General features: G+C 67.2%; 23 protein-coding genes. 8 read left to right on the top strand and 15 right to left on the bottom strand.

Features of this window, described 5'->3' with window-relative positions:
• Nucleotides 1–61: 61 nt before the first annotated feature.
• From ASD75_RS05175 to ASD75_RS05165, 3 genes are read right to left on the bottom strand one after another with little or no spacing between them, the layout of a single operon-like run.
• Nucleotides 62–715 carry a 2-hydroxychromene-2-carboxylate isomerase gene (locus tag ASD75_RS05175; protein WP_056743803.1) on the bottom strand — a complete coding sequence of 218 codons (654 nt, stop codon included), beginning with the start codon at nt 713–715 and terminating at the stop codon, nt 62–64.
• Nucleotides 712–978, bottom strand: coding sequence for a DUF1289 domain-containing protein (locus tag ASD75_RS05170; protein WP_015015746.1), 267 nt, complete (start codon nt 976–978; stop codon nt 712–714). Before ASD75_RS05170 ends, ASD75_RS05175 begins: the two co-directional genes overlap by 4 nt.
• Nucleotides 975–1508, bottom strand: coding sequence for a YbaK/EbsC family protein (locus tag ASD75_RS05165; RefSeq protein WP_056743801.1), 534 nt, complete (start codon nt 1506–1508; stop codon nt 975–977). The genes ASD75_RS05170 and ASD75_RS05165 overlap by 4 nt, the downstream gene beginning before the upstream one ends.
• A gap of 208 nt (nt 1509–1716) precedes the next feature.
• Between ASD75_RS05165 and ASD75_RS05160 the strand changes: the two genes are divergently transcribed.
• Genes ASD75_RS05160 through ASD75_RS05150 form a run of 3 tightly spaced genes read left to right on the top strand, consistent with a single transcriptional unit; the run spans nt 1717 to nt 7706 of the window.
• Nucleotides 1717–3039 (top strand): efflux RND transporter periplasmic adaptor subunit, encoded by a 1323-nt coding sequence (locus tag ASD75_RS05160; RefSeq protein ID WP_082564894.1) that lies wholly within the window; start codon nt 1717–1719, stop codon nt 3037–3039.
• Between the two features lie 18 nt (nt 3040–3057).
• Complete coding sequence (locus ASD75_RS05155) at nt 3058–6246, top strand: efflux RND transporter permease subunit (RefSeq protein WP_056743797.1); 3189 nt, start codon at nt 3058–3060, stop codon at nt 6244–6246.
• Complete coding sequence (locus tag ASD75_RS05150) at nt 6243–7706, top strand: efflux transporter outer membrane subunit (RefSeq protein WP_056743794.1); 1464 nt, start codon at nt 6243–6245, stop codon at nt 7704–7706. Before ASD75_RS05155 ends, ASD75_RS05150 begins: the two co-directional genes overlap by 4 nt.
• Nucleotides 7707–7733: 27 nt before the next feature.
• On the opposite strand, the gene ASD75_RS05145 is transcribed toward ASD75_RS05150, so the two are convergent.
• Together ASD75_RS05145 and ASD75_RS05140 are read right to left on the bottom strand one after the other, a co-directional pair.
• Complete coding sequence (locus ASD75_RS05145) at nt 7734–8642, bottom strand: hydroxymethylglutaryl-CoA lyase (RefSeq protein WP_056743792.1); 909 nt, start codon at nt 8640–8642, stop codon at nt 7734–7736.
• A gap of 99 nt (nt 8643–8741) precedes the next feature.
• On the bottom strand, nt 8742–9659 hold the full coding sequence (locus tag ASD75_RS05140; RefSeq protein WP_056743789.1) for a LysR family transcriptional regulator: 918 nt from the start codon (nt 9657–9659) through the stop codon (nt 8742–8744).
• Between the two features lie 110 nt (nt 9660–9769).
• Between ASD75_RS05140 and ASD75_RS05135 the strand changes: the two genes are divergently transcribed.
• The 3 genes from ASD75_RS05135 to ASD75_RS05125 all read left to right on the top strand — a co-directional run bounded on the left by ASD75_RS05135 (nt 9770) and on the right by ASD75_RS05125 (nt 12733).
• Nucleotides 9770–10768 (top strand): 3-hydroxyacyl-CoA dehydrogenase family protein, encoded by a 999-nt coding sequence (locus ASD75_RS05135; protein ID WP_056743787.1) that lies wholly within the window; start codon nt 9770–9772, stop codon nt 10766–10768.
• The gene (locus tag ASD75_RS05130) at nt 10765–11622 is read left to right on the top strand and encodes a 3-keto-5-aminohexanoate cleavage protein (protein ID WP_056743785.1); all 858 of its coding nucleotides are present in this window, start codon (nt 10765–10767) and stop codon (nt 11620–11622) included. Before ASD75_RS05135 ends, ASD75_RS05130 begins: the two co-directional genes overlap by 4 nt.
• An 82-nt stretch (nt 11623–11704) precedes the next feature.
• A complete protein-coding gene (locus ASD75_RS05125) occupies nt 11705–12733 on the top strand; it encodes a tripartite tricarboxylate transporter substrate binding protein (protein WP_056743784.1) in 1029 nt (342 codons plus the stop codon).
• A gap of 33 nt (nt 12734–12766) precedes the next feature.
• Here ASD75_RS05125 and ASD75_RS05120 read toward each other — a convergent pair whose 3' ends face one another.
• From ASD75_RS05120 to ASD75_RS05075, 10 genes are all read right to left on the bottom strand, one after another.
• Nucleotides 12767–13225, bottom strand: a complete 459-nt coding sequence (locus ASD75_RS05120; protein WP_056743908.1) for a DUF3592 domain-containing protein — start codon at nt 13223–13225, stop codon at nt 12767–12769.
• Nucleotides 13226–13267: 42 nt separating this feature from the next.
• Nucleotides 13268–14188: a glyoxylate/hydroxypyruvate reductase A gene (locus ASD75_RS05115; protein ID WP_056743782.1), complete on the bottom strand. Its 921-nt coding sequence runs from the start codon at nt 14186–14188 to the stop codon at nt 13268–13270.
• A 69-nt stretch (nt 14189–14257) separates the two neighbouring features.
• Complete coding sequence (locus ASD75_RS05110) at nt 14258–16285, bottom strand: acetyl/propionyl/methylcrotonyl-CoA carboxylase subunit alpha (protein WP_056743780.1); 2028 nt, start codon at nt 16283–16285, stop codon at nt 14258–14260.
• A 2-nt stretch (nt 16286–16287) separates the two neighbouring features.
• The gene (locus tag ASD75_RS05105; RefSeq protein ID WP_056743777.1) at nt 16288–17007 is read right to left on the bottom strand and encodes a DUF4126 domain-containing protein; all 720 of its coding nucleotides are present in this window, start codon (nt 17005–17007) and stop codon (nt 16288–16290) included.
• A 16-nt stretch (nt 17008–17023) separates the two neighbouring features.
• Nucleotides 17024–17809, bottom strand: a complete 786-nt coding sequence (locus ASD75_RS05100; RefSeq protein ID WP_056743775.1) for an enoyl-CoA hydratase/isomerase family protein — start codon at nt 17807–17809, stop codon at nt 17024–17026.
• Nucleotides 17806–18315, bottom strand: a complete 510-nt coding sequence (locus tag ASD75_RS05095; protein WP_056743773.1) for a DinB family protein — start codon at nt 18313–18315, stop codon at nt 17806–17808. Before ASD75_RS05095 ends, ASD75_RS05100 begins: the two co-directional genes overlap by 4 nt.
• Nucleotides 18312–19250: a dienelactone hydrolase family protein gene (locus tag ASD75_RS05090; protein ID WP_162251077.1), complete on the bottom strand. Its 939-nt coding sequence runs from the start codon at nt 19248–19250 to the stop codon at nt 18312–18314. Before ASD75_RS05090 ends, ASD75_RS05095 begins: the two co-directional genes overlap by 4 nt.
• 10 nt (nt 19251–19260) lie before the next feature.
• Nucleotides 19261–20133: a dienelactone hydrolase family protein gene (locus ASD75_RS05085; protein WP_369817449.1), complete on the bottom strand. Its 873-nt coding sequence runs from the start codon at nt 20131–20133 to the stop codon at nt 19261–19263.
• 18 nt (nt 20134–20151) lie between these two features.
• Nucleotides 20152–21759, bottom strand: coding sequence for a carboxyl transferase domain-containing protein (locus tag ASD75_RS05080; protein WP_056743767.1), 1608 nt, complete (start codon nt 21757–21759; stop codon nt 20152–20154).
• Between the two features lie 14 nt (nt 21760–21773).
• Nucleotides 21774–23501 carry an AMP-binding protein gene (locus tag ASD75_RS05075; RefSeq protein WP_056743765.1) on the bottom strand — a complete coding sequence of 576 codons (1728 nt, stop codon included), beginning with the start codon at nt 23499–23501 and terminating at the stop codon, nt 21774–21776.
• A 113-nt stretch (nt 23502–23614) separates the two neighbouring features.
• Between ASD75_RS05075 and ASD75_RS05070 the strand changes: the two genes are divergently transcribed.
• Nucleotides 23615–24748, top strand: coding sequence for an AraC family transcriptional regulator (locus tag ASD75_RS05070; protein WP_235511547.1), 1134 nt, complete (start codon nt 23615–23617; stop codon nt 24746–24748).
• A 124-nt stretch (nt 24749–24872) separates the two neighbouring features.
• A complete protein-coding gene (locus ASD75_RS05065; protein ID WP_056743763.1) occupies nt 24873–25547 on the top strand; it encodes a glutathione S-transferase family protein in 675 nt (224 codons plus the stop codon).
• The last annotated feature ends 4 nt before the right edge of the window (nt 25548–25551 follow it).

Here is a 25551-nt window from a genome sequence, read left to right as displayed (position 1 = left end):
GACCGCTCTCTGACAACTTAGGGTGAAACCCGCAGCACCCCTTTCAGCATCCGGAAATTGCTCAGGACTTGCCGGGTAAACCCGATGGGAGCTGGCTGACAGCGTCCCAGGCGGGGCCGTCGAACCAGGCGTCGCCATCGAGGTAGGCACGCAGCATGGGCAGGCCGTCGAGCCCCCAGAACAGCTTGCCGTCCACCCCAAACGCGGGCACGCCAAACACACCGGCTGCTTGCGCGGCTTCGGTGTTGGCGCGCAGCAAGGCCTTGGGGCCGTCGCTGTTCACGTCCTGCCCGGGGCGCACCTGCTCCGCGAGCGCCTCGGCCAGCGTGGCCAGGCGCGCAGGGTCCAGCGCGTCGGCGCCGCCTTGCCACACGTGCCGCAGCACCGTGCCCGCCACGTAGCGGTTGATGCTGCCGTCGTCACTGCAGGCCAGGGCCTGGCGCAGCAGGGGCAGCGGGTTGAACGGGTGGCGCGCAGGCATCTGCAGTGGCGTGCCTTGCGCATGGCCCAGCCAGGTCACATGGCGGTAGGTCCAGTCGCGCTTGGGGGCAATGCCCGCAGGGCCGGGGTTGCCGTGCTGCTGCAGCAGGGCACCCAGCAGCACGGGCTGGTAGGTCACGCTGTAGGTCAGCCCTTCCAGCACCTCGGGCACGCGCTCAAACGCCAGCCAGGCATAGGGGGAAATGAAGTCCAGGTAGAACGTGATGCGCTTCATGCCTCGGTCTCCGGCACGGGCCAGGCAATGCCGGCGCGTTGCAACAACTGCGCCCAGATGGCGCGCCGCTGCGGAGCGTCGGCACGCGACCAGGCGCGGATTTCATCCAGCGTGCGAAAGCAGCCTTCGCAGTGGCTGCGGTCGGGCGTCATGCGGCACACCGAAATGCAGGGCGAAGGCACTGGCTCGGCACTTTTGGGGTCAAATTGGCCGGTAGCGCTAGTCTCTTTTGCCTTGGCAGCTAGCAAATCAATAGCATTCATGAGGCCGCCTGGGGCGCAGACGCGTCCGCCACCGGTGCTTGCACCACGTCCACGACGGGTGCGCCCGTCAGGCGCTGCAGGTCGCTGGGGTGCAAGGGGAACACACCGTGGGGGTGGCCTGCTGCGGCCCACACCACGTCAAAGCGCAGCAGGTCCTGGTCGATGAGCGTGACGGGCGGCGTGGCATGCGCCACGGGCGACACGCCGCCAATCGAGAAGCCGGTGCGCGATTTCACAAACTCGGCATCGGCCCGGCCGATTTTGCCGCCCACATGGGCTTCCACCTTTTTCTCGTCCACGCGGCGGTCGCCCGAGGTGACCACCAGCACCGCAGCATCGTCGCTCTTGCGCCGAAAGATGATGCTCTTGGCCACCTGCCCCACCAGGATGCCCAGCGCATCGGCGGCCTGCTGCGCAGTGCGCGCGGCATCGTCCAGCATCTGCGGCAGGTGCGGGTGGCCGCGCCGCTGCAGTTCGGCAGCCACACGCTGTACGCCCTCGGGCAGGTTCTTCAGTTCGGCTCCACACATTCGCGTTGTCTCCAGCAGGTCCACAGGGGGGCGTGATTCGGTCGGGTCTCCCTCCATTTTGCCGCGCGCCATGGCCTCCCTCGCACCCCGGCCCGCATGTCCCTGCACGGCGCTCCGGCACCCGGGCCAAATCCGGCCACTTTACAAACAGGAAATGTGTGCGCCCCACAATGCGCCGAACCTTCCCAACCCAACCGCTCCCACGCCCATGAACGATGCTGCGTTGTCCCCGCTGTGCCCGAGCCTGCCCGCGACCTCCCCTGCCAACACTGTGCCGGGCCGCCCCGCCCTCGGGGCATTGCCATGCCGGGGAGCGTTGCTGGGGCTGCTGCTGATCGCGGGCATCTTGTCCGGCTGCAGCAAACCCAACGAGGCCCCCGCACCGGCCAAGGCCGCCCCTGAAGTGGGCGTGGTCACGCTCAAGCAGCAAAGCCAGCAGCTCGAAGCCGCCCTGCCCGGCCGCACCCGCGCCTCGCTCACGGCCGAGGTGAGGCCCCAGGTATCGGGCATTCTGCAAAAGCGCCTGTTCACCGAAGGGATGCTGGTGCGCCAAGGCCAGCCGCTGTACCAGATCGATGACGCCTCGCTGCGGGCCACCGAAGCCAGCGCGCAGGCAGCCCTGGCCAAGGCCGAGGCCACAGCGCGCACCCAGGAGGCCACGGCCAAGCGCAATGCGGAGCTGGTGAAGATCGACGCCATCAGCCAGCAGGCGTTTGAAGAAAGCCAGGCGGCGGCCGCCCAGTCGCGCTCCGACGTGGCCGTGGCCCAGGCCAACCTGACCACCGCCCGCATCAACCTCAAGTACAGCCGCATCGAGGCACCGATCAGTGGACGCATCAGCCTGTCCAACGTGACGCCGGGGGCACTGGTCACGGCCAACCAGGCCGATGCGCTGACCTCCATCGTCCAGCTTGACCCGATGTACGTGGACTTCACCCAGTCCACCACCGAGCTGATGCAGTTGCAGCGGGACTGGGACGCTGGCCGCTTCCAGAAGGTCGAGGGCGACAAGATCCCCGTGCGCATCCGCCTGGACGACGGCACCGAGTACGCGCAACGCGGCCAGCTGCAGTTTGCCGGCGTGATCGTGAACGCCACCACCGGCACCGTCACGCTGCGCGCCGTGGTGCCCAACCCCAAGGGCACGCTGATGCCCGGCATGTACGTGCAGGCGCTGCTGCCCACCGGCCTTGCGCCCGAAGCCCTGCTGGTGCCCCAGCAGGCCGTGACCCGCGACCTCACCGGCAAGCCCAGCGTGCTGGTGGTCAAGGAAGGCGATGTAGTGGAAAAACGCCCGATCAGCATCGACCGGGCGGTGGGCAACCAGTGGCTGCTGCAAGGCGGGCTGGCTGCAGGCGAGCGCGTGGTGACCGAAGGGTTCCAGCGCGTCAAACCGGGCGACAAGGTGCGCGCGGTGGAAGTGGACCCCAAAGCACCCACCAAGGGCCGCAAGGGAGCCCCAGGCGCCGACGCGCCGCCCGCTGCAGGTGCCGCGCCCGCCTCGGCCCCTTCCCCAGCGGCATCCCGCTGAGCACGAAGGACGCAGCACATGGCTCAGTTCTTCATCAACCGGCCCATTTTTGCCTGGGTCATCGCCATCATCATCATGCTGGGCGGTGCGCTGTCCATCGTCACGCTGCCGCTGGAGCAGTACCCCGACATCGCTCCGCCACGCGTGACCATCGGCTCGCAATACACCGGCGCCTCGGCCGAGACGGTCGAAAACTCGGTGACGCAGATCATCGAGCAGCAGCTCAAGGGCATCGACAACATGCTCTACATGAGCTCGACCTCGGACGCCTCGGGCCGCTCGCGCACCACGCTCACCTTCGCGCCCGGCACCAACATCGATGTGGCGCAGGTGCAGGTGCAAAACAAGCTGCAGGCCGCCACCAACCGCCTGCCCGACGCCGTCAAGAGCCGGGGCGTGTTCGTGAACAAGGGTGGGCAGGACTTCCTGGTCACTTACAGCTTCTTCTCCAAAGACCCCTCCATGAGCGCCGTGGACATCGGCGACTTCCTGACCAGCAGCCTGGTGGACGTGATCGGCCGCATCGACGGTGTCGGTGACGTCACGGTGTTCGGCACCAACTACGCCATGCGCATCTGGATGGACCCGGCCAAGATGGAGAAGTACGCGCTGATGCCGTCGGACCTGGTCAATGCGCTCAACGCCCAGAACGCGCAGGTATCTGCCGGCCAGCTGGGCGCCCTGCCCGCGGTGTCCGACCAGCAGCTCAACGCCACCATCACCGCCCGCACCAAGCTCAAGACGGTGGAGCAGTTCGAGGCCATCGTGCTCAAGTCGGCGCTCGATGGCTCAGTGGTCACCGTCAAGGACGTGGCCCGCGTGGAGCTGGGTGCCGAGAACCTGACTGTGAAGGCCAAGCTCAACGGCATGCCCGGCGCGGGCATGGGCATCGTGCTGGCCGACGGCGCCAACGCCATGCAGGTGGCCGATGCCATTGCCGCCAAGCTGGCCGAGCTCAAGCCCTACTTTCCCAACCAGATCGACTACTTCGTGAGTTCGGACTCCACGCCCTTCGTGCGCGCATCCATCAAGGAAGTGGTCAGCGCACTGGGCGAAGCCATGATCCTGGTGGTGATCGTGATGTTCGTGTTTTTGCAGAACTTCCGCGCCACGCTGATCCCCGCCATTGCCGTGCCGGTGGTGCTGCTGGGCACCTTCGGGGTGCTGTCGCTGGCGGGGTATTCGATCAACACGCTGACCATGTTTGCCATGGTGCTGGCCATCGGCCTGCTGGTGGACGATGCGATCGTGGTGGTCGAAAACGTCGAGCGGGTGATGCACGAGACCGGTCAGTCGGCCAGGGAGGCCACCCGCCAGTCCATGCGCGAAATCACGCCCGCCCTGGTGGGCATCGGGGTCACGCTGTCGGCGGTGTTCGTGCCCATGGCGTTCTTTGGCGGCTCCACCGGCGTGATCTACCGGCAGTTCTCCATCACCATCGTGGCGGCCATGGCGCTGTCGGTGTTTGTGGCGCTCACCCTCACCCCGGCGCTGTGCGCCACGCTGCTCAAGCCCGCAGCCGCGTCTGCCGGGCATGACCGGCCCATCCGGCGCGGCCTGCTGGGCCTGAACGACCGGTTCTTCCGCTGGTTCAACCACCATTTCGACGCCACTTCGGCACGCTACCAGGGCACGGTGGCCTACACGCTGCGCCGCACCAAGCGCATGGTGCTGATCTTTCTGGCGGTGTGTGGCGTGGTGTGGCTGCTCATGGCGCGCCTGCCCACATCCTTTCTGCCCGACGAAGACCAGGGCTTCCTGTACGTGAACGTGAACCTGCCCTCGGGCGCCGCCGATGCGCGGCTGCAGAGCGTGCTGGACCAGGTGCGCGACTACTTTGCGCAGCAGCCCGATGTGCTGAGCTTCTACCAGGTCTCGGGCATCAACGGAGACCAGGCCTCGGCACGTGGCTTTGTGCGCCTCAAGCCCTGGGAAGACCGCACGCTGCCCAACCAGGCCGCCGCGCAGATTGCCTACAAGGCCACGCGCGACCTGGCATCCATCCGCGATGCGCGGGTGCTGGTCGTCATGCCCCCGGCCGTGCGGGGCCTGGGCTCCAGCTCGGGCTTCAACTTCGTGATCAAGGACATGAACGGCCTGGGCCACCAGGCGTTGCTGGCAGCCACCAACACCTTCCTGTCCGAAGCGCGCAAGCGGCCCGAACTGACCAACCTGCGCATGACCAACCTGGAAGATGCCAGCGAGCTGCGCCTGGAGATCGACGACCGCAAGGCCGCCGCGCTTGGGCTGTCGTACAACGACATCAACAGCGTGCTCTCCAGCGCCATTGGCGGCACCTACGTGAACGACTTCCTGAACAACGAACGGGTCAAGCGCGTGTACATCCAGGGCGACGCTCCGGCGCGCATGCTGCCGCAGGACGTGGCGCGCTGGAGCGTGCGCAACAGCAAGGGCGAGATGGTGCCGTTTGGCGCGTTCTCCACCAGCTACTGGGCCTACGGCTCGCCGCAGCTGCTGCGCTACAACGGCAACCCGGCCTACGAGCTGGAAGGCCGCGCGGCACCAGGCGTGAGCTCGGGCGCAGCCATGAAGATCGTGGAAGACATCCTGGGCACGCTGCCTCCCGGCATTGGCTACGAGTGGACGGGCGCCTCGCTGCAGGAACGCCAGTCGGGCGCCCAGGCCCCCATGCTGTACGCGATCTCGATCCTGTTCGTGTTCCTGTGCCTGGCGGCCCTGTATGAGAGCTGGACCGTGCCGCTGTCGGTGATCCTCGCCGTGCCGCTGGGCGTGGTGGGCGCGCTCGCCGCCACCTACACCCGGGGCCTCACCAACGACGTGTACTTTCAGGTGGGGCTGCTGACCACGGTGGGGCTGGCGTCCAAAAACGCGATCCTGATCGTGGAGTTTGCGGTGCAGCTGCAGGAGCAGGGCAAGAACCTGTTTGACGCCATCGTCGCGGCCGTGCGCCTGCGCCTGCGGCCCATCCTGATGACCTCGCTGGCGTTTGGCTTCGGGGTGATCCCGCTGGCCATCGGCACCGGCGCGGGTGCAGGCGGGCGGGTGGCCATCGGTACCGCCGTGCTGGGCGGCATGCTGGCTTCCACGGTGCTGGGCATCTTCCTGGTGCCGGTGTTCTTCCTGCTGATCCGCCGCTGGTTCAAGAGCCGGTCGCGCAGCGAAGACAACGCACCGCCACCGCCTGCCACCACCCTACCGCACCCCACTCAGGAGAGCGCAGCATGACGCGCCCACCCTTTTCGCCACGCCGCCAGCGCCGGCCTGCCGCCATCGCTGCAGCCCTGGCCACCACCGCACTGATCGCGGGCTGCAACCTGGCCCCCATGCACCAGACCCCCGCCCTGCCGGTGCCTGACACCGTGGGCACAACCAGCGGACAGCCGGCCGTGGCCAGCGACGCCAGTCTGCAGACGGCAGCGGCGCTGGGCTGGGTGCAGGCCCAGCCGCTGCGCGATGTCATTGCCCTCGCGCTGTCGAACAACCGCGACCTGCGCGTGGCCGTCGAGACCATCGAACGGGCCCGCGCCCAGTACGGCATCACCCGCGCCGACCTGTTGCCCAGCGTCACCGCGCAGGCGCAGGCCAGCCGCGCGCGCACCGCCGCCGGCATGAGCAGCGCCACAGCCCCTGCGCAGGTGGCCACGCAGTACACGGCACAACTGGGGTTTGCCAGTTACGAGATCGACTTCTGGGGCCGCGTGCGCAACCTCAACGAGGCAGCGCTGCAGCAGTTTCTGCAGAGCCAGCAGAACCAGCGCAACATCCAGACAGGCCTGATTGCCGATGTAGCCAACGCCTGGCTCACCCTGGCCGCCGATGAAGCCCGGCTGCAACTGGCGCGCGACACCCTGGCCAGCCGCGAAAAGGCCTATGCGCTGACCGAACGCATCCACGCCATCGGCTCCACATCGGGACTGGTGCTGGCCCAGGCGCAGACCACGGTGGACGCGGCACGCGGCGATGTGGCGACCTACCTGGCGCAGGTGGAGCGCGACCGCAACGCACTGCAATTGCTGGTGGGCGGCCCGGTGCCTGCGGCCCTGTGGCCCACCGCCAGCACGCTGCGTGCAGACGCGCAGGCCCCGGCGGCGTTGCAGCCCGTACCGGTGCCGCTGGCCTCCAGCGTGCTGCTCGCCCGGCCCGACATACAGGCCGCCGAAAACGCCCTGCGCGCCGCCGAGGCGAACATCGGCGCTGCGCGGGCGGCCCTGTTCCCCACCATCAGCCTCACGGCCAACGTAGGCACCGGCAGCCGCGAGCTGGACGGCCTGTTTGGTGCGGGCAGCGGCACCTGGAGCTTTGTGCCACTGGTCCGACTGCCCATCTTCGACGCCGGCCGCAACCGCGCCAATGTGCAGGTGGCCGAGGCCAACCAGCGCATCGCGGTGGCCCAGTACGAAAAGGCCGTGCAGACCGCGTTCCGCGAGACCGCCGATGTGCTGGCCGACCGCGCGCAATGGGACGAGCGCATCGCCGCGCAGACGCGGCTGGTGGCCTCCACCCAAAAGGCGTTCGACCTGTCGGAGGCGCGGTTCAAGGCCGGGGTGGACAACTACCTCACGGTGCTGGATGCACAACGCAGCCTGTATGCGGCACAGCAGACCCTCATCGGCCTGCGCCAGGCCGAGCAGGTCAACCGCGTGACGCTCTGGAAGGTGCTGGGCGGCACCCCGGACGCCGGTTGACGGCGGCCGGGTGGAGCTGATTTGCAGTCAGCCCGCGCGCTTGGTCAACAAGGCGTTGGCCGCGCGTGAGTTGGGCTTGCGGTCCAGAAAGCCGCTGATGTAGGCGCCTGCGTCGATTAGCAAGTCCAGGTCGATGCCGGTCTCAATGCCCATGCCCTGCAGCATGTACACCACGTCTTCGGTGGCCACGTTGCCGGTCGCGCCCTTGGCATAAGGGCAGCCGCCCAGCCCAGCCACGGACGACTGGAAGTTCCACACGCCCAGCTCCAGCGCCGCCAGCGTGTTGGACAGTGCTTGGCCGTAGGTATCGTGGAAGTGTCCCGAGACCTCGTCGATGCCAAAGTGCTGCAGCGTGGCCTCCAGCGCTTTCTGCGCCTTGCGCGGGGTGCCCACGCCAATGGTGTCGGCCACATCCACGCGCTGCACCCCAATGCCCTTCAGCAGGCCCGCAAGGTACGCCACGCGTTCGGGCGCAATGTCGCCCTCGTACGGGCAGCCCACGGTGCAGCTCATGGCGCCACGCACGCGGATGCCAGCGGCCAACGCGGCCTCTACCACCGGGGCAAAACGCTCAATGCTTTCGGCAATGCTGCAGTTGATGTTGCGCTGGCTGAAGGCCTCGCTGGCGGAGCCGAAGACAACGATCTCGTCGGGCTGGTCCAGCACGGCCGCCTCAAAGCCCTTGAGGTTGGGCGTGAGCACCGAATACGCGACGCCGCTCTGGCGGGTGATGCCCCTCATCACCTCGTGGTTGTCGGCCATCTGCGGCACCCACTTGGGGCTGACGTAGCTGGTGACTTCGATCTCTTTCAGGCCGGCCTGCTGCAGGCGGTGCACCAGCTCGATCTTGACGGCGGCGGGCACCGGGGTCTTCTCGTTCTGCAGGCCGTCACGGGGGCCAACGTCGATGAGGTGGACGCGGGAGGGAATGCTCATGGGGCTACCAAGTGGTGGATCAAGGAATGCCGCCATTGTCTCGCCACCGCCTCCACAGGGCCACCCCATATCGTGCCAGACCATTCGCCGGACGCGCCATCAGGCTCCTTGCCTGTCAGCGTCTTCCACCTCCTGCCGCAGCAAGGCCACCATGGCCTGCGCCGCCAGCGACAGCGGCCGCCCGCGCAGCGTGATCAGCCCGATGGGCCGGTGCAGCACGGGCGCCTTGAGCGGGCGTGTGACCACCTCGGGCCGGCGCACCACCTGGGCGGCCAGCTCGGGCAGCGCGCTCACACCCAGCCCCGCAGCCACCATGGCCGCGATGGTGGCCAGGTGCTCCACCTCGTAGCGGGGTTCAAAGCGGATGCGGTGCGTCAGCAGGGCCTCTTGCGCGTACTGCCGCACGCTGGTGCCCGCAGGCATGGAGATGTGGTGCAGCTCGGCCACCTCGGCCCAGGCGATGGCACCCCGCCCACGGGCCAGGGTGTGCGTGCGCTGCATCAGCAGCACAAACCGATCGGACACCAGCGGGGTGTAGTCCAGATCCGCATAGGCGGGGTTGGCGGCGGTGAGGGCAAAGTCCACGCGCCCGGCACGCACCATGTCAAACGCCGGGCCCGCCAGGCTGTCGATCAGCTCCATCTGCACGCCCGGGTGCTGTGTGGCGAACCGGGCAAACGCGCGGGGTACGGCCCCGGCTGCCAGCGACGGCAGCGCCGCCAGCGCAATGCGACCCACCTGCAGCTGCGCCACCTCCTGCACGCGGCGCACGGTCTCCTCCATCTGGTGGCGCAGAAACCGCGCCTGCTCGGCAAACACCTCGCCCGCCAGCGTGAGCTGCACGGTGCGCGTGGTGCGCTCGAACAGGCGCACGTCCAGCATCTCCTCCAGCCGAGCCACCGTGCCCGACACCGCCGACTGCGACAGGTGCATCTGCAAGGCCGTGCGCCGAAAACTCAGCGTCTCGGCCAGGGAGAGGAACACATCCACCTCGCGGGCGGACCAATTGATCTTCATAACCGATCAGTCTATCGAAAAAGACGTCTGGACCGCGTAATGTGGGGCCCCTAGACTGAATTCAACGCAAGCACACCGCTTGAACAGATTGAGAGCATCAAGGAGACACGATGGAGAACAGTTCGCCGCGCAGCGCGCGCACCGTGGTGGTAGGCGGAGGCACCATGGGGGCCGATGTGGCCGTGGTCCTGGCCCGTGGCGGCGCGCAGGTCACGGTGGTGGACCCCCACGCCGCCCGCCGCGAACACTTGCGGCCGCACATTGCGCAGGAGCTGGCCGCCGCAGGCCAAGCTACCCACGCCGGCCCGGTGCAGGTGTGCGCCAGCCTGCAGGATGTGGACTGGAACGGCGTGGTGCTGGTGGTGGAATGCATCACAGAGCAACTGGCAGCCAAACAAAAGCTGTTTGCCGAGCTGGAAACCGTGGCCCCCCCCAACGCCGTGCTGGCCAGCAACAGCTCGGGCTTTCCCATCAGTGCCATCGCCCAGGGACTGGGCACGGCTCAGCGGATGCTGGGCCTGCACTTCTTCATGCCCGCCCACCTGGTGCCGCTGGTGGAGGTGGTGCTGGGCGAGCGCAGCGACCCCGCGCTGGGCACCTGGCTGCACGCCTTCATGCGCGGCTGCGGCAGCGTACCGGTGCTGGTCAAGAAGGATAAGCCGGGTTTTCTGGCCAACCGCATGCAGCATGCGCTCTCGCGCGAGGCCTTTGCGCTCATCGACGAAGGCATTGCCTCGCCGGAGGACGTGGACGCCGCCGTGCGCTTTGGTTTTGGCTTCCGCTTTCTGGCGGCCGGGCCGGTGCTGCAGCGCGACCACGCAGGCATTGAGGTGCACACCGCCGCAGCCGCCACCATGTACCCCACGCTGTCGAACACCGACGTGCCCGCCCAGGCCCTGCGCGACAAGGTGGCGCAGGGTCAGCTCGGCATGAAGACGGGCAAGGGCTTTTTTGACTGGCCCGAAGACCGCAAGCGGGCCGAACGCACGCGCTACGACACGCTGCTGCGCCAGGGCCTGGCTTTGCTTGCCAGCGAGTTGCCCACCATCGAGCCCCCCACCGACACGTCACAGACGGACACCCCAACGACCACCGGAGCCCGCGCATGAGTGCATCGCCCGCATCACCCACCATTGCCAGCCAGTGGGCCGACCCGCTGATCGTGACCGTGGCCCCCAACGGCGCCTACAAACAGCCCGCTGACCACCCCGCCGTGCCCATCACCCCCACCACGCTGGCCACTACGGCCAAAGCCTGCCTGGATGCAGGCGCGGCCATGCTGCACATGCACATCCGCGACGCACAAGGCCGCCACAGCCTGGACGTGGAGGGCTACCGTGAGGCGCAGCGCGTGGTGCGCCAGGCCGTGGGCGACGCGATGGTCATACAGATCACCAGTGAAGCCGCAGGCGTGTACCAGGCCCCCGCGCAGATCGCCATGGTGGAGGCCCTGCAACCCGAGGCCGTGTCCATCGGCCTGCGCGAAGTAGACAAGCCCGAGATCGGCGAAGCCGGACTGCAGCGCTTCTTCACCGGCCTCGCCCAGCGCCGCACCATGGTGCAGGTCATCCTGTACGACGTGGCCGACCTGCGCCGCTGGCAGGCGCTGCGCGCCAGTGGCGTGGTGCCGGATGCACCTTGGCTCCTGCTGTTTGTGCTGGGCCGCTACAGCGCGGGCCAGACCTCCAGCCCGCGCGACCTGCTGCCGTTTCTGAACGCCCATGACGGCAACGAGCCCTGGGCCGTGTGCGCCTTCGGTGCGGCAGAAAACGCCTGCGTGGTCGCCGCCGCCGTGTTTGGTGGCCATGCCCGCGTGGGGTTTGAAAACAACCTGCTGTGCAAGGACGGCAGCGTGGCCCCCGACAACACCGCGCTGGTGCGCCAGGCCGTCGAAGCGGCCGCCGCGCTGGGCCGCCCGCTGGCCAACGCCGCCGACATCCGGCAGCGCTTTGGCGCAGGCTGATCGGCACCGCTCCATCGCGCTCCCCATCCATTGACATCAACCCGCAGCAGACGGGCTTTATCCATCCCCACAGGAGACAGACATGCACCACCGCCACCTTTCCTTATCCACGCATCGCGGCGCCCGGCGCGCCGTGCTGCACGCAGCCCTTGCCGTGCCCCTGGCCCTGGGCATCGCAGGTCACGCTGCGGCGCAGACGGCCGCCACCGCGTTCCCCAGCAAGACCATCCGCTTTGTGGTGCCCTATCCGCCCGGTGGACCCACCGACCTGATGGCCCGCATGCTGCAGCCCGAGCTGCAAAGCCGCCTAGGTGTACCTGTGGTGGTGGATAACAAGGGCGGCGCCGGTGGCAACACCGGCAGCGCCGAGGTGGCCAAACAGGCGCCAGCGGACGGCCACACGCTGCTGCTGGCCGCCAGCGGCCCGATGGCGGTCAACCCCTCGCTGTACGCCAGCATGCCGTTCAACCCGCTGTCCGATCTGGTGCCGGTGATCCAGCTGTCGGCATTCCCGCTGGTGCTGGAGGTGCATCCCTCCCTGGGCGTCAAGACGTTTGCCGAGTTCCTGGCCATGGCCAAGGCCGGCAAGCCGGTGCTGAGCTACGCGTCGGCCGGCAACGGCACACCGCAGCACCTGGCGGGCGAGCTGTTCAACACCACAGCGGGCGTGAAGATGGGGCACATCCCCTACCGGGGCGCTGGCCCCGCGCTCAATGACCTGATCGGCGGACAGGTGAACGTGATGTTTGACATCGTCGGTAGCTCCCTGCCCCACATTCAGGCGGGCAAGCTCATCCCGCTGGCCGTCACATCCAGCGAACGTGCCAAGGTGCTGCCCAATGTGCCCACCATGGCGGAGGCTGGCATTGCGGGCTACCAGATCACCGGCTGGCATGGCATTGCGGTGCGCGCTGGCACCCCGCAAGCCACCGTCGACAAGCTCAACGCCACGGTGAATGCGATCTTCAAAGAACCCGCCTTCCGCGCCAAATGGGAAGCCATTGGCACGCCTGCGGTGGGGGGCACGGCGGCAGATTTCGGGGCGCTCATCAAGGCCGACGCGCAGCGTCTGGGCAAGCTGGTGCGCGATGCCGGCGTGACGGTGGATTGAAAAGGCACACCCTCTGTGCCCGCGCACAGAGGGCTATGCGACAGACCTGGGGCGCAAGCGCAGCAACAGCCAGCCCACTGCCATACCGATGGCGCTGGAGAGCAGCATCACTGCACCGATCACGATCTTCACGGTGGTGGAACTGCGGATTTCCGCCTGCACCGGGTCCTTGGCGGAGTAGCGCACCGAAACCGTCTCACCCACCTTGTGGATGGCCTGCTGCTGGCGTGCGACCGAATCCGTGAAGCTGTAGGTTCGCCCATCGCCCGCCACAAACTCCACAATGCTTTTCTTGGCAAGCCCCCGGCGGTGGGATGGGCCTGTCATGATTTCTTCATGCGCCACCACCCGGCCCTTGGCGGTGTGGGTGTCGCCCAGCATGTTCATGCCAGAGGCCAATAACCACGCCGCACCCAGCGCGGTCAAGGCGCTGGGCACCAGCAGGATCCAGCCCAAAAGACCAAAGAAACGACGGAACGTGGATGTGCTCATGCCCGCCATTCTCTACGCTCGCGAGCGTGTGGACCGGCGGCTTCAGTAGCCTCGCGCGGGGTTCACGATGCCCGCCACCGCCTCGCCGTGCTCCAGCGCCACCATCTTGCGTGCGATCTGGGCAATGCTCTCGTCGCGCAGCGTGCGCGCCGAAGTGTGGGGCGTGACGGTGATGCGTGGGTGCGTCCAGAACGCATGGCCTGCGGGCAACGGCTCGGTGCGGAACACATCGAGCGTGGCTCCAGCCACATGGCCGCTGTCGATGGCGGCCACCAGGTCTTCGTCCACCAGGTGCGCACCGCGCGCCACATTGATCACATAAGCGCCGGGCAACAGGCGGCCCAGTGTGTCTTTGTTGATCACGTTGGCCGTATCAGGCGTGAGGGGCAGCAGGTTGACCAGCATGCGGCTCGCGGCCAGAAAGCCATTGAATTGATCTGCACCCGCAAAGCCGCGCACGCCGTCGATGGCCTTGGGGCTGCGGCTCCAGCCGTTGATGGGAAAGTCAAACAACGCCAGCGCCTTGGCAACCCGCTCGCCCAGCACGCCCAGGCCCATCACACCGATGGGATAGTCGCTGCGCAGGCGTGGCTTGCGGTAGCCCCAGCGGCCCGCCTGGGTGTCAGCCTCATAGCCATCAAACTCGCGGAAGTGGCGGATCACCGCGTGGCACACATATTCAGCCATCTGCACGGCCATGCCCGCATCATCCAGCCGTACCACCAAGGCCTGGGGCGGCAAGCGCAGCTTGAGCAGGGCATCCACCCCTGCGCCGATATTGAAGAGCGCCTTGAGGCCAGGCTGTTCGTCCATGAACTGCTGGGGTGGTGCCCAGACCACGGCGTAGTCGGCCTGCGGGGCGCCGGGTTGCCAAACAGAAATCTCAACGCCGGGCAGCGCGGCGGAAAAGCCCTGGAGCCAGGGCTCGGGCTTGGCATCGGTACAGCAAAAGGTGATTTTCATGGGGCCCAAGCGTAGCCGCATTGGGCCCCCTGCGCTGTCACCTGCAGACGACTCGGGACACTACTTGGCTCAGGCCTTGTCGGCGGCTACCAGCTTGAGCAGCTCTGCCCCCTCGGTCACCTGGTCGCCTGGCGCGTACAGCAGCTCCTGCACCACGCCGTCGGCCGGGGCGGCGATGGTGTGCTCCATCTTCATGGCCTCCATCACCGCCAGTGGCTGCCCCTTGGCAACCTTGTCGCCCGCCTTCACGGCAAACGACACCACCTTGCCGGGCATGGGGGCCGTGAGGCGTCCGCCTTCAGCCGCTGCCTCGCCCGCGTGGGCCAGCAGGTCGATGGCGGTGATCTGCGTGGCGCCCAGCGGGGTGAATACGTGGTCCACCTCGCCCTGGGCATACACAGCCGCACGCGTGCGCTGACCTGCAAACTGCAATTCGATGCCCCGCCCCACAGCGCTGAACACCAACGGCCCGGCCACTGCGGCATCGCCCTCGCCGACGGCCAGATGCAGGCTGCCACCACGCTCGTAGGTCAGCAGCGCCTTGGCGTGCTCGCCACCAAACTCGAACTCAAACCGGCGCTGCACCACGCCATGGGTGTGGAAACCATCGCGGCGGCTGAAGGGGTCCACGCCCTCGCTGGCGCGCTCGCGCAGCAGGGTCTGGGCCACGGCCGCCGCAGCGGCCAGCGGCAGGCCCACAGGTTCCTGGTGGAACAGCACCGCCTGCTCGCGCGGAATCAGCGCGGTGTCGAGCTTGGCACTGGCAAATGCCTCAGTGCGTGCCACGCGGCGCAGGAACTGCACGTTGGTCGCAAGGCCCACGATGTGGGTCTGCGCCAGCGCTTCATCCAGCCGGGCCAGGGCTTGCGCACGCGTGTCACCGTGCACGATGAGCTTGGCCACCATGGAGTCGTAGAACGGGCTGATCGCATCGCCCTCGCGCACGCCGGAATCCACGCGCACCGCGCCCCGTTCAAAGGTCACGCACTCGGGCAGCGCATACACATTGAGCGCGCCGGTGGCAGGCAGGAAGTTGTTGTCGGGGTTCTCGGCACAGATGCGCGCCTCGATGGCGTGGCCTTGGATACGGAGGTCTTCCTGCTTCAGTGGCAAGGGCTCGCCAGACGCCACACGCAGTTGCCACTCCACCAGGTCGAGACCCGTGATGGCCTCGGTCACGGGGTGCTCCACCTGCAGGCGGGTATTCATCTCCATGAAGTAGAACTTCATCTGCTCGGGCGCGTCGTAGCCGCCGGGCTGCTCGACGATGAACTCCACGGTGCCCGCGCCCACGTAGTTCACAGCCTTGGCGGCGGCCACAGCGGCCTCGCCCATGCGGGCGCGCAGCTCTGGCGTCATGCCCGGCGCAGGCGCTTCCTCCAGCACCTTTTGGTGGCGGCGCTGCACGGAGCAATCGCGCTCAAACAGGTACACACAGTTGCCGTGCGTGTCGCCAAACACCTGGATCTCAATGTGGCGCGGGCGCTGCACGTACTTTTCGACCAGCACCGCGTCGTCACCAAAGCTGTTGATGGCCTCGCGCTTGCAGGAGTCGAGCGCCGCCGCAAAGTCCTCGGCCTTGTCCACGGCGCGCATGCCCTTGCCGCCACCGCCGGCGCTGGCCTTGATGAGCACGGGATAGCCAATACGGTCCGCCTCGCGTTGCAGCAGCGCCGGGTCCTGGTCAGCACCGTGGTAGCCGGGCACCAGGGGCACCTGTGCCTGCTCCATGAGGCGCTTGGACTCGGCCTTCAGCCCCATGGCATTGATGGCGCTTGCGGGGGGACCAATGAAAACCAGGCCCGCGTCGGCACAGGCCTTGGCGAAGTCTTCGTTCTCGCTCAGAAAACCGTAGCCAGGGTGGATGGCCTGCGCGCCCGTGGCCTTGGCGGCCTCGATGATGCGCTCCCAGCGCAGGTAGCTATCCTTGGGCGCGCTGCCGCCGATGTGCACGGCCTCGTCGCACACGGCCACGTGTTTGGCGTTGGCGTCGGCGTCGGAGTACACGGCGACGGTTTTCACGCCCAGGCGCTTGGCGGTCGCTGCGACACGGCAAGCGATCTCGCCACGGTTTGCAATAAGGATCTTGTTGAACATGTTTAAGCCACCTTGGCAGAACCAGAAAAGAAAGAGGACAAGCGCCGCACCACGGCGCGCAGAAACTTGAACAGCACCACCATCAGCAGCACCGACACCGCCACCATCACCACCAGCGCGATGCCAAAGGCCACCGGGTGCTGCGTGGCCAGCCAGACCACGGCCACGACCAGGCCGTCTTCAAAGAACGACAGCCCCCAGTTGGAAAACGGCTCGGGCGAGGTGTTCACGGCGGCGCGGGTGGTCATCTTGGTGGCCAAGGCCGTGGCAGAGAGCGAGCCGCCCAGCAGTCCCGCCACCACGGCCATGGTCGCGTTGTCGGCACCGAACACGCCGTAGGCCAACGCAGCGCCCGCAGGTACGCGGATGAAGGCATGGATGGCATCCCAGGCGCTGTCCACCCAGGGCACCTTGTCGGCAAAAAACTCCACCATCAGCATGAAGCCGCTGACCATCAGCACCAGCGGGTGCTGCAGCATGACCAGGCCTGGCGGCAGGGGCATCCAGCCCAGCACGCCCATCATTCCGACCAGGAACACCACGGCATACAGCCGGAACCCGCTGGCCCAGCCCAGTGCGGCGGCCAGCGCCAGCAGGCTGGGCATGTCGAGCTTCGCAGTTGCTGTGGCTGCCGCATCGCCCACAGCGCGCGCCGTGCCGCCATCCACATGCAGTCCCAGCGTGTGGAGCCACTGCACGATGTTGAACCAGAGGGTGTCCATGGCCTGCTTGTACTGATCAGCCCAACCAGGCAGGTTTGCGCTTGTTGAGGAACGACTGCACGCCTTCCTTGCCCTCATCGCTGGCACGGATGTCGGCAATGCCCTGCACCGTGGCGGCAATAAGCCCGGCATTGATTTCGCGCTCTGCCACATCCATCACCAGCTTCTTGCACACGCGCACAGCATTGGGGCTGGCGCTGGTCAGGGCCTTGAGCAGTTCGTCCACCTTGGTGTCGAGCTGGTCAGCCACCACGACCTCGTGCACAAACCCAATGCGCAAGGCTTCGGCCGCGCCAAAACGCTCTGCCGTGAGGAAGTAGCGGTGCGCAGCGCGTGCGCCCATGGCACGTATCACATAAGGGCTGATGGTGGCGGGGATGAGCCCCAGCTTCACTTCGCTGAGGCAAAAGCCCGCCGTGTCCACGGCCACGGCCATGTCGCACGCGGCCACCAAGCCCATGCCACCGGCGTACACATCGCCCTGCACACGTGCCACCGTGGGCTTGGGGCACTCGTAGATCACCCGCAGCATCTCGGCCAACTTTCCCGCGTCGGCGACGTTCTCGTCGCGCGTGTAGTCGGCCATGCGGCGCATCCAGTTGAGGTTGGCACCGGCGCAGAAGGCCGGGCCTTCCGCGGCCAGCACCACGGCGCGCACATCGGCACGCCCTCCGACTTCCAGAAAGGCGGCGGTGATCTCGGCAATGACCTCATCGCTGAAGGCGTTGCGAATTTCAGGCTGCGTGAGCGTGATGCGCGCCACGGCGCCGGTCTGAGTGATGGAAAGGTTCTGGCTGCTCATGGCTTGGACGGGTTTTGCAGAAAGTAGACGAAGTCCAGCTCGGGACAGGGCTGGCCCAGCGCGGTCAATGCCGCAGTGATCTGACCCCGGTGGTGCGTTCCGTGGTTGAACACATGCGCCAGCGTGGCCGCAAACGGCAGCGATGCCGCCGTGCCACGCATGGTGGTGTAGTCGAGCGTGCCGCTCCAACGACCAGGAGCGAACGAAGCTATCAGCGGTGCCCAGCGGGCCGCTCCTTCGCGCAAACGGGCATCCAGCTGCGCGCGGTCGCGCTCCAGTTCGGCATCCAGCGCCACCTTGGGCGAGGTGCCTTCGGCAAAGCGCACGAACCACAGATGGTGCTCGCCCACCAGCAGGTGGTTGAGCGTGCCGTGGATGCTGTGGAAGAACAACCCCACATCGCGCCGGTAGTCGTCCCCTGGTACCTCCGCCACTGCGTCGAGCAGGCGAGCAGTGGCCCACTGGTTGTAGCGTGCGAGTTGGGTGAAATGGTCGGTGGCGTTCATGGCGCGGTCGGGGTGCCCAGCACCCGTTTCCAGAAGGATTGCAGCGCGGCCAGCGACTGAACGCGCGCTGTGGGGTTTCCGCCCTGGTGCACACCGTGGGCCGACGTGCCATTGGGCACATCGCCGCGCAGGCGCACGGGCGCAGTGCCATCAAAGCCGTGGTAGCTGCCTTCGTACACGTGCACCGTCACGTCGCTGCCAGCGCGGGCCTTCAGCGCGCCGGCCCAGTCCACGCAGGGTTGGGGTGGGGTCCAGTCGTCCAGCGCACCCAGCTGCATCAGCAGCGGAACACTTTCTGCCACGGCCTGGTGTTTGAGCAACGGCCCGCAGCCGGGGTAGAAAACCGCAGCACCGGCCAGTGTCGGCTCACCCTCGCGCGGGTGGGTGAGCCGCTGCACCAGCAAATTCAACGTGGTGGTGCCGCCGTTGGACCAGCCCATCACGCCGATGTGCCGCGCATCCACGCCGGGCTGCGCGGCCAGCCACACCAGGGCCGCGCGCGCGTCTTGCACGCGGTCGTTCACGTTCAGGCTGCGGTCGCTGTAGCGGGTCTGGCACACATCACGCAGCCCGCGCGATCCGAAACTGTCCGGCATCAGCACGGCATAGCCTGCGGCGTGCAGCGTTTCGGCCGTTTCACGGTAGCGGGAAGACAAAACGCCCGCCTTGGCAAACAGGCCTCCACAGCCATGCAGCGCCAGAACGGCCGGCAGTACAGACGCACTGGCCTGCGCGGATGATGGCTGGGGCGCTGGCCACCAATGGGCACGCAGCACGGTACCGGAAGGCAAAGGCAACTCCACCTGGTGCAGCACCGTAGGCTCTCCAGCGGGCGACTGGGCCCATGCGGCGCCAGTGCAGACGCCAACGCAGGCGACAACAAGAGCCAACGCGGCGAAGGCCTTGCGAGGAGAGAGGTAGATGGCGAACGTCATGGCAGACAAGTCAACGCGCAACGGCGGCGGGAAACCCGTTCGCATCCAGAAACTCGGACACTGCGGGCTGCCACACCTGCGGGAAACGCGTGAAGAGGGAATGCCCGTCCTCGCCATGGGGCGGGAACTGCACAAAGCTCGCCTTGCCGCCCGCCTTGGTGAACGCAGCGTGCCACTGGCGTGGCAACTGGGGGCCGAAGTACATGTCATTTTCGGTGTAGATCCACAGCATGGGCACCTTGGCCTGCGCACCGTAGGCCTGAAAAGTGCGCTCCAGCGCTGGCTGCGAGCAGGGATTCTGGGGCCGGCCCTTGGGGTCGCCGCCACTGCCGCCTGCAAAGTTGACGGCCGCAACCACTCCGGGCGGATTCATCGCAGCCAGGGCCACCGTGCTGGCGCCACCGAACGATTGCCCGACCACCAGCACCCTGTCGGTCGCCACGTCCGGCCGCTGGCGCACAGCGTTCATCGCAGCCAACATTTGCACGGCTGCGGCGTCGAACCCTGGCTGGTAGTTGCGGTTGTTGCACGCCCCCGTGTCCTCCACGTCCTCGCCACCGCTCACGCCATAGCCCACGCGGGTCGGCACGGCCACCACAAAGCCACGGCGCAGCAGGTAACGCGACGCATCGGTGTAGCGCGCCCGCCCCAGGCTGGCCCGGCCTTGCGCATCCGGTGCGCGACCGTGGTTGATGAGTGCAATCGGCGCGGGCCGGGGGTTGGTGTCGTCGGACCAGATCGTCACGCGGATGTCTTGGGCGATCTGCTTGCCCCAGGGGTTTTTGACCTGCACGGGCACATCGATCTGCTCCTCCACCACCCGTGCATGCGCGGCACCGGCCAGCACCGCCAACGCCACACCCCAAGACAGTCCGCAAGACACGCGCATCTCTGCAGCCCCTTACATACGGAACAGGCCGAACTTGGTGTCTTCGATGGGCGCATTCCGCGTGGCGGCCAGCCCTAGCGCCAGCACACGGCGGGTGTCGGCGGGGTCGATCACGCCGTCGTCCCACAAGCGCGCAGTGGCGTAGTAGGGGTGGCCCTGGTCTTCGTATTGACGGCGGATGGGGGCCTTGAAGGCTTCTTCCTCCTCCATGCTCCACTGGCCGCCCTTGCCTTCGATGCCGTCGCGCTTCACGGTGGCCAGCACACCGGCCGCCTGCTCGCCGCCCATCACGCTGATGCGTGCGTTGGGCCACATCCACAGGAAGCGGGGCGAGTACGCACGGCCGCACATGCCGTAGTTGCCCGCGCCAAAGCTGCCGCCGATGATGATGGTGAACTTGGGCACGCTCGCCGTGGCCACGGCCGTGACCATCTTGGCGCCATTGCGCGCGATGCCTTCGTTCTCGTACTTGCGGCCCACCATGAAGCCGGTGATGTTCTGCAGGAACACTAGCGGGATCTTGCGCTGGCAGCACAGCTCGATGAAGTGCGCACCCTTGAGCGCCGACTCGCTGAACAGGATGCCGTTGTTGGCGATGATGCCGACCATCATTCCCTCGATGCGCGCAAAGCCCGTGACCAGCGTGGTGCCGTAGCGTGCCTTGAACTCGTCGAACTCGCTGCCGTCCACGATGCGCGCAATGATCTCGCGCACGTCAAACGGCTTGCGCGTGTCCACGGGGATCACGCCGTACAGCTCGTCTGCTGCGAATTTAGGAGCTACCGGTGCATGATCTGCGGGCACCTGCGGCTTGTTTTTATTCAAATTGCGCACTGCATTGCGTGCCAGTTGCAGCGCGTGCATGTCGTTCTGCGCCAGGTGGTCGGCCACACCCGAAAGGCGCGTGTGCACGTCGCCGCCGCCCAGGTCTTCGGCCGTCACGACCTCGCCCGTCGCGGCCTTCACCAGCGGGGGCCCCCCCAAGAAGATGGTGCCCTGGTTCTTGACGATGATGGACTCGTCACTCATGGCCGGCACGTAGGCACCACCCGCCGTGCACGATCCCATGACCACGGCGATCTGCGAGATGCCCATGGCGCTCATGTTGGCCTGGTTGAAGAAGATGCGGCCGAAGTGGTCGCGGTCAGGAAAGACTTCGTCCTGGTTGGGCAGGTTGGCGCCGCCGGAGTCCACCAGGTAGATGCAGGGCAGGTGGTTCTGCTGCGCCACCTCCTGCGCGCGCAGGTGCTTCTTGACGGTGAGCGGGTAGTAGGTGCCGCCCTTCACCGTGGCGTCGTTGCACACGATCATGCAGTCCACGCCGCTCACGCGGCCAACGCCCGCAATGAGCCCCGCGCTGGGCGCGTCGTTGTTGTACATGTTGAGCGCGGCCAGCGGCGCCAGTTCGAGGAACGGCGTTCCCGGGTCCAGCAGCATCTGCACGCGCTCGCGCGGCAGCAGCTTGCCCCGCGCCGTGTGCTTGGCGCGGGCCGCCTCACCGCCGCCCTGGGCGACCTTGTCGAGCTGCGCGCGCAGGTCATCCACCAGTGTGCGCATGGCGGCGGCATTGGCCAGAAAGTCCGCCGAGCGGGCATTGAGTTGGGTGTCGAGAATGGTCATACGTTGTGGCTCTTTCAAGCGGTTTTCTGTTCTTCCAGGCCCAGCTGGTCCTTCATCTCGTCGCGGATCTTGAACTTCTGGATCTTGCCCGTCACCGTCATTGGAAAGCTGGTGACAAAGCGGATGTAGCGCGGCACCTTGTAGTGCGCAATCTGGCCCTTGCAGAAGGCGCGGATGTCGTCCTCGATGGGCTGCGTGCCGGGCTTGGCGATGATCCAGGCACAGAGTTCTTCGCCGTACTTATGGTCGGGCACACCCACCACCTGCACGTCCTGCACCTGCGGGTGGCGGTACAAAAATTCTTCGATCTCGCGCGGGTAAATGTTTTCGCCGCCACGGATCACCATGTCCTTGATGCGGCCGACGATGTTCACGTAGCCCTCGGCATCCATGGTCGCCAGGTCGCCGGTGTGCATCCAGCCGCCGTCGTCGATGGCCTCGCGGGTCTTGGCCTCATCGCCCCAGTAGCCGTGCATGACGGAATAGCCCTTGGTGCAGAACTCGCCGCGCTGGCCGATGGGCACGATGGCGCCCGTGTCAGGGTCCACGATCTTCACCTCCAGGTGCGGCTGCACCTGGCCCACGGTCGATACGCGCTTATCCAGCGGCGTGTCGGTGCTGCTTTGGCAGCTCACGGGGCTGGTCTCGGTCATGCCGTAGGCGATGGTGATTTCGCGCAGGTTCATCTGCTCCACCACACGCTTCATCACCTCGGTGGGACAGGGCGAGCCCGCCATGATGCCGGTGCGCAGCGTGCTCAGGTTGAACTCGGCAAAGCGCGGGTGGTCCAGCTCGGCGATGAACATGGTGGGCACGCCGTGCAGGCCGGTGCAGCGCTCGTCCTGCACCGTCTGCAACACGGTGATCGGGTCGAATCCGTCATTGGGGTACACGATGGCAGAGCCATGCGTGAGGCAGGCCAGGTTGCCCAGGACCATGCCAAAGCAGTGGTACAGCGGCACAGGGATGCACAGCCGGTCCTCGGGCGTGAGCTTCATGCATTCGCCAATGAAGAAGCCGTTGTTCAGGATGTTGCGGTGCGTGAGCGTGGCCCCCTTGGGAAAGCCCGTGGTGCCGCTGGTGAACTGGATGTTGATGGGGTCGGTGGCCTTCAGCGTCGCTGCGATGTGCGCCAGGCGCGGGTCGGCCGCGTTGCCGCGTGCCAGCAGGTCGGTAAAACGCAGCAGGCCGGGCTCGTCGGCGCCCTGCCCCGCCTCATCGATCCACACCACGGTGTTCAGGTGGGGCAGCTTCACAGAACCCAGCTGGCCTGGCTGCTGGTGGTGCCACTCGGGCGCCAGCTCGCGCAGCATGCCCAGGTAGTCGCTGGTCTTGAAGCGGGCCATGGTCACCAGCAGCTTGCAGCCCACCTTGTTCAGGGCGTATTCCACCTCAGACGTGCGGTACGCCGGGTTGATGTTGACCAGCACCAAGCCCACCTGGGCGGTGGCCAGCTGCATCAGCACCCATTCGGCATTGTTGTGCGACCAGATGCCCACGCGGTCTCCGGGGGTGAGCCCCATGCCCAGCAGCGCGCTGGCCAAGCGGTGGGCTTCAGCCTGCAACTGAGCGTAGGTGTAGCGGCGGCCCTGGTGCACACTGACCAGCGCCTCGCGCTCGGGCTGGCGGGCCACCATGTCGGCAAAGAAGGCGCCGATGGTCTGCTCGATCAGGGGAACGTCGGTGGCGCCACGGGCGTAGCTCTCCACCAGTGGTGCGGATTGTGTTGCGGCTGCAGTCATCACGGGTTTGTCTCCTCGGTCATCCGGCCAGCGCAGGCAGAACGCGCACGGCGGGCGGGCAATTAGCAAGCTTGGGCAAGCATAGAAGCCCACGCCCCGGCCGGGTTGCCACAATGGTTGCAAATCGTGCCACGGCTGGCACACTCTGTGGCGTGAAACTGCCCGCCCCACCCGCTCCCCGCCTGCCCGCACCCGCCACAGCCCCTGCCGCCACGCCCATCGCACCTGCGGCCACGCCGATAGCGTTCGTGCGGGCCATTGTCCTGGCCTACGAAGCGCGCGGCAAGAGCCCCGACCACGCCCTGGCCCAGGCACAGATTGCGCCGCAACTGCTGCAGGACGACAGCTCTCGCATCACCGCCTGGCAGATGGAGCAGATCTCCGACGCCGCCATGCAGGAGCTGGACGACGAAGCCCTGGGGTGGTTCAGCCGCCGCCTGCCCTGGGGCAGCTACGGCATGCTGGCGCGTGCATCCATCAGCTCGCCCACGCTGCAGGTGGCCCTGGCCCGCTGGTGCCGCCACCACGGCCTGCTGGCGGACGACATTGCGCTGCACCTCACCACCCAGGGCGACACCGCCACCCTGGCCATCACCGAGGCCCGCGACCTGGGTGCCCTGCGCGAGTTCTGCCTGGTCTCCGTATTGCGCAACGCGCACGGCCTGGCCTGCTGGATGGTGGACTCGCGCATCCCCCTCATCGCTGCCGAATTTGCGTTTGACGCACCGCCGCACGCCGATGCGTATGCCGTGCTGTTCCGCGGCCCCGTCACCTTCCACGCACCACGCACCGCCATCCACTTCGACGCCCGCTACCTGCACCTGCCCCTGCGCCGCGACGAACAGGCCCTGCGCCAGATGCTGCAGCACGCCCTGCCCCTGACCGTGCTGCACTACCGCCGCGACCGCCTGCTGGTGCAGCGCGTGCGCCAGTTGCTGGCCGCCCCCCTGCCCGGCCAGCCCGCCCACGCCCTGCCCCAGCACAGCGCCGAATCACTCGCCGCGCTGCTGCATGTATCGCCACGCACACTGCACCGGCAATTGAAGGAAGAAGGCGCCACGCTGCAGGGCCTGAAAGACGAGGTGCGCCGTAGCCGCGCGGTGGAGCTGCTACACCGCACGCAGCGACCGATCAAGCAGGTGGCCGAGGCGGCGGGTTTCGAGAACGAGAAGAGTTTTATCCGGGCGTTCCGGGGGTGGACAGGGCAGTCACCGGCGGAGTTTCGGCGCCAAGCGAGCCCAGCGTGACAGGACGTTGCCCAATGACGCAATCTGCACCCTGCATGGCTGCCACGGGGCTGCGTCCGCGGCCAGCCACCACTACACTGACTAGCGCTCCCGCCCGCCCTCTTGCCGCTTGCCGCTTGCCTTCATGCTCCACCTCCACCACTGCGTCAGTGCCCGCTCCTTCCGCCCCCTGTGGATGCTCGAAGAGCTGCAACTGCCCTACCAGCTCCACATGTTGCCCTTCCCGCCGCGCGCCAAGGCGCGGTGGTTTCTGGACGAGAACCCGCTGGGCACGGTGCCGCTGCTGGTGCAGGGCGATGTCCGCATGACCGAATCCGCCGCGATGTGCCAGTACCTCGCAGCCACACACCCGGATGCGGGGCTGGACGTGGCGCCCACGCACCCGGCGTATGGCGCCTACCTGAACTGGCTGCACATGAGCGATGCCACGCTGACCTTTCCGCAGACGCTGGTGCTGCGCTATGGCCGCTTTGAGCCTGCGGAGCGGCAGCAGCCGCAAGTGGTGGAGGACTACAGCCGCTGGTTCCTGGCCCGGCTGCGCGCCGTAGAGACGGCCCTGACCCACGGCCGCAGCGACCATCTATGCGCGGGCCGCTTCACGGCGGCGGATGTGGCGGTGGGGTATGCGCTGCTGCTGGCGCAGCACCTGGGGCTGGATGTGCAGTTTGGCTTGGCCACGCAGGCCTATTGGCAGCGGCTGCAGCAGCGGCCCGGCTACCAGCGTGCCATGGCGGCGCAGGTGCGGGCTGCCGAGGAGCAGGGCGTGCCCACAACCCCGGCGCCGGATACGCGTCCCTGAGCGC

The organism is Acidovorax sp. Root568 (assembly GCF_001427445.1).
Lineage (GTDB): Bacteria > Pseudomonadota > Gammaproteobacteria > Burkholderiales > Burkholderiaceae_C > Acidovorax > Acidovorax delafieldii.
This window is presented reverse-complemented; position numbering and strand designations above follow the sequence as displayed.

Coding starts and splice junctions, on each gene's coding strand:
- ASD75_RS05175 (WP_056743803.1), bottom strand. CDS start 715: ATGAAGCGCATCACGTTCTACCTGGACTTCATTTCCCCCTATGCCTGG.
- ASD75_RS05170 (WP_015015746.1), bottom strand. CDS start 978: ATGAATGCTATTGATTTGCTAGCTGCCAAGGCAAAAGAGACTAGCGCT.
- ASD75_RS05165 (WP_056743801.1), bottom strand. CDS start 1,508: ATGTGTGGAGCCGAACTGAAGAACCTGCCCGAGGGCGTACAGCGTGTG.
- ASD75_RS05160 (WP_082564894.1), top strand. CDS start 1,717: ATGAACGATGCTGCGTTGTCCCCGCTGTGCCCGAGCCTGCCCGCGACC.
- ASD75_RS05155 (WP_056743797.1), top strand. CDS start 3,058: ATGGCTCAGTTCTTCATCAACCGGCCCATTTTTGCCTGGGTCATCGCC.
- ASD75_RS05150 (WP_056743794.1), top strand. CDS start 6,243: ATGACGCGCCCACCCTTTTCGCCACGCCGCCAGCGCCGGCCTGCCGCC.
- ASD75_RS05145 (WP_056743792.1), bottom strand. CDS start 8,642: ATGAGCATTCCCTCCCGCGTCCACCTCATCGACGTTGGCCCCCGTGAC.
- ASD75_RS05140 (WP_056743789.1), bottom strand. CDS start 9,659: ATGAAGATCAATTGGTCCGCCCGCGAGGTGGATGTGTTCCTCTCCCTG.
- ASD75_RS05135 (WP_056743787.1), top strand. CDS start 9,770: ATGGAGAACAGTTCGCCGCGCAGCGCGCGCACCGTGGTGGTAGGCGGA.
- ASD75_RS05130 (WP_056743785.1), top strand. CDS start 10,765: ATGAGTGCATCGCCCGCATCACCCACCATTGCCAGCCAGTGGGCCGAC.
- ASD75_RS05125 (WP_056743784.1), top strand. CDS start 11,705: ATGCACCACCGCCACCTTTCCTTATCCACGCATCGCGGCGCCCGGCGC.
- ASD75_RS05120 (WP_056743908.1), bottom strand. CDS start 13,225: ATGAGCACATCCACGTTCCGTCGTTTCTTTGGTCTTTTGGGCTGGATC.
- ASD75_RS05115 (WP_056743782.1), bottom strand. CDS start 14,188: ATGAAAATCACCTTTTGCTGTACCGATGCCAAGCCCGAGCCCTGGCTC.
- ASD75_RS05110 (WP_056743780.1), bottom strand. CDS start 16,285: ATGTTCAACAAGATCCTTATTGCAAACCGTGGCGAGATCGCTTGCCGT.
- ASD75_RS05105 (WP_056743777.1), bottom strand. CDS start 17,007: ATGGACACCCTCTGGTTCAACATCGTGCAGTGGCTCCACACGCTGGGA.
- ASD75_RS05100 (WP_056743775.1), bottom strand. CDS start 17,809: ATGAGCAGCCAGAACCTTTCCATCACTCAGACCGGCGCCGTGGCGCGC.
- ASD75_RS05095 (WP_056743773.1), bottom strand. CDS start 18,315: ATGAACGCCACCGACCATTTCACCCAACTCGCACGCTACAACCAGTGG.
- ASD75_RS05090 (WP_162251077.1), bottom strand. CDS start 19,250: ATGACGTTCGCCATCTACCTCTCTCCTCGCAAGGCCTTCGCCGCGTTG.
- ASD75_RS05080 (WP_056743767.1), bottom strand. CDS start 21,759: ATGACCATTCTCGACACCCAACTCAATGCCCGCTCGGCGGACTTTCTG.
- ASD75_RS05075 (WP_056743765.1), bottom strand. CDS start 23,501: ATGACTGCAGCCGCAACACAATCCGCACCACTGGTGGAGAGCTACGCC.
- ASD75_RS05070 (WP_235511547.1), top strand. CDS start 23,615: ATGGTTGCAAATCGTGCCACGGCTGGCACACTCTGTGGCGTGAAACTG.
- ASD75_RS05065 (WP_056743763.1), top strand. CDS start 24,873: ATGCTCCACCTCCACCACTGCGTCAGTGCCCGCTCCTTCCGCCCCCTG.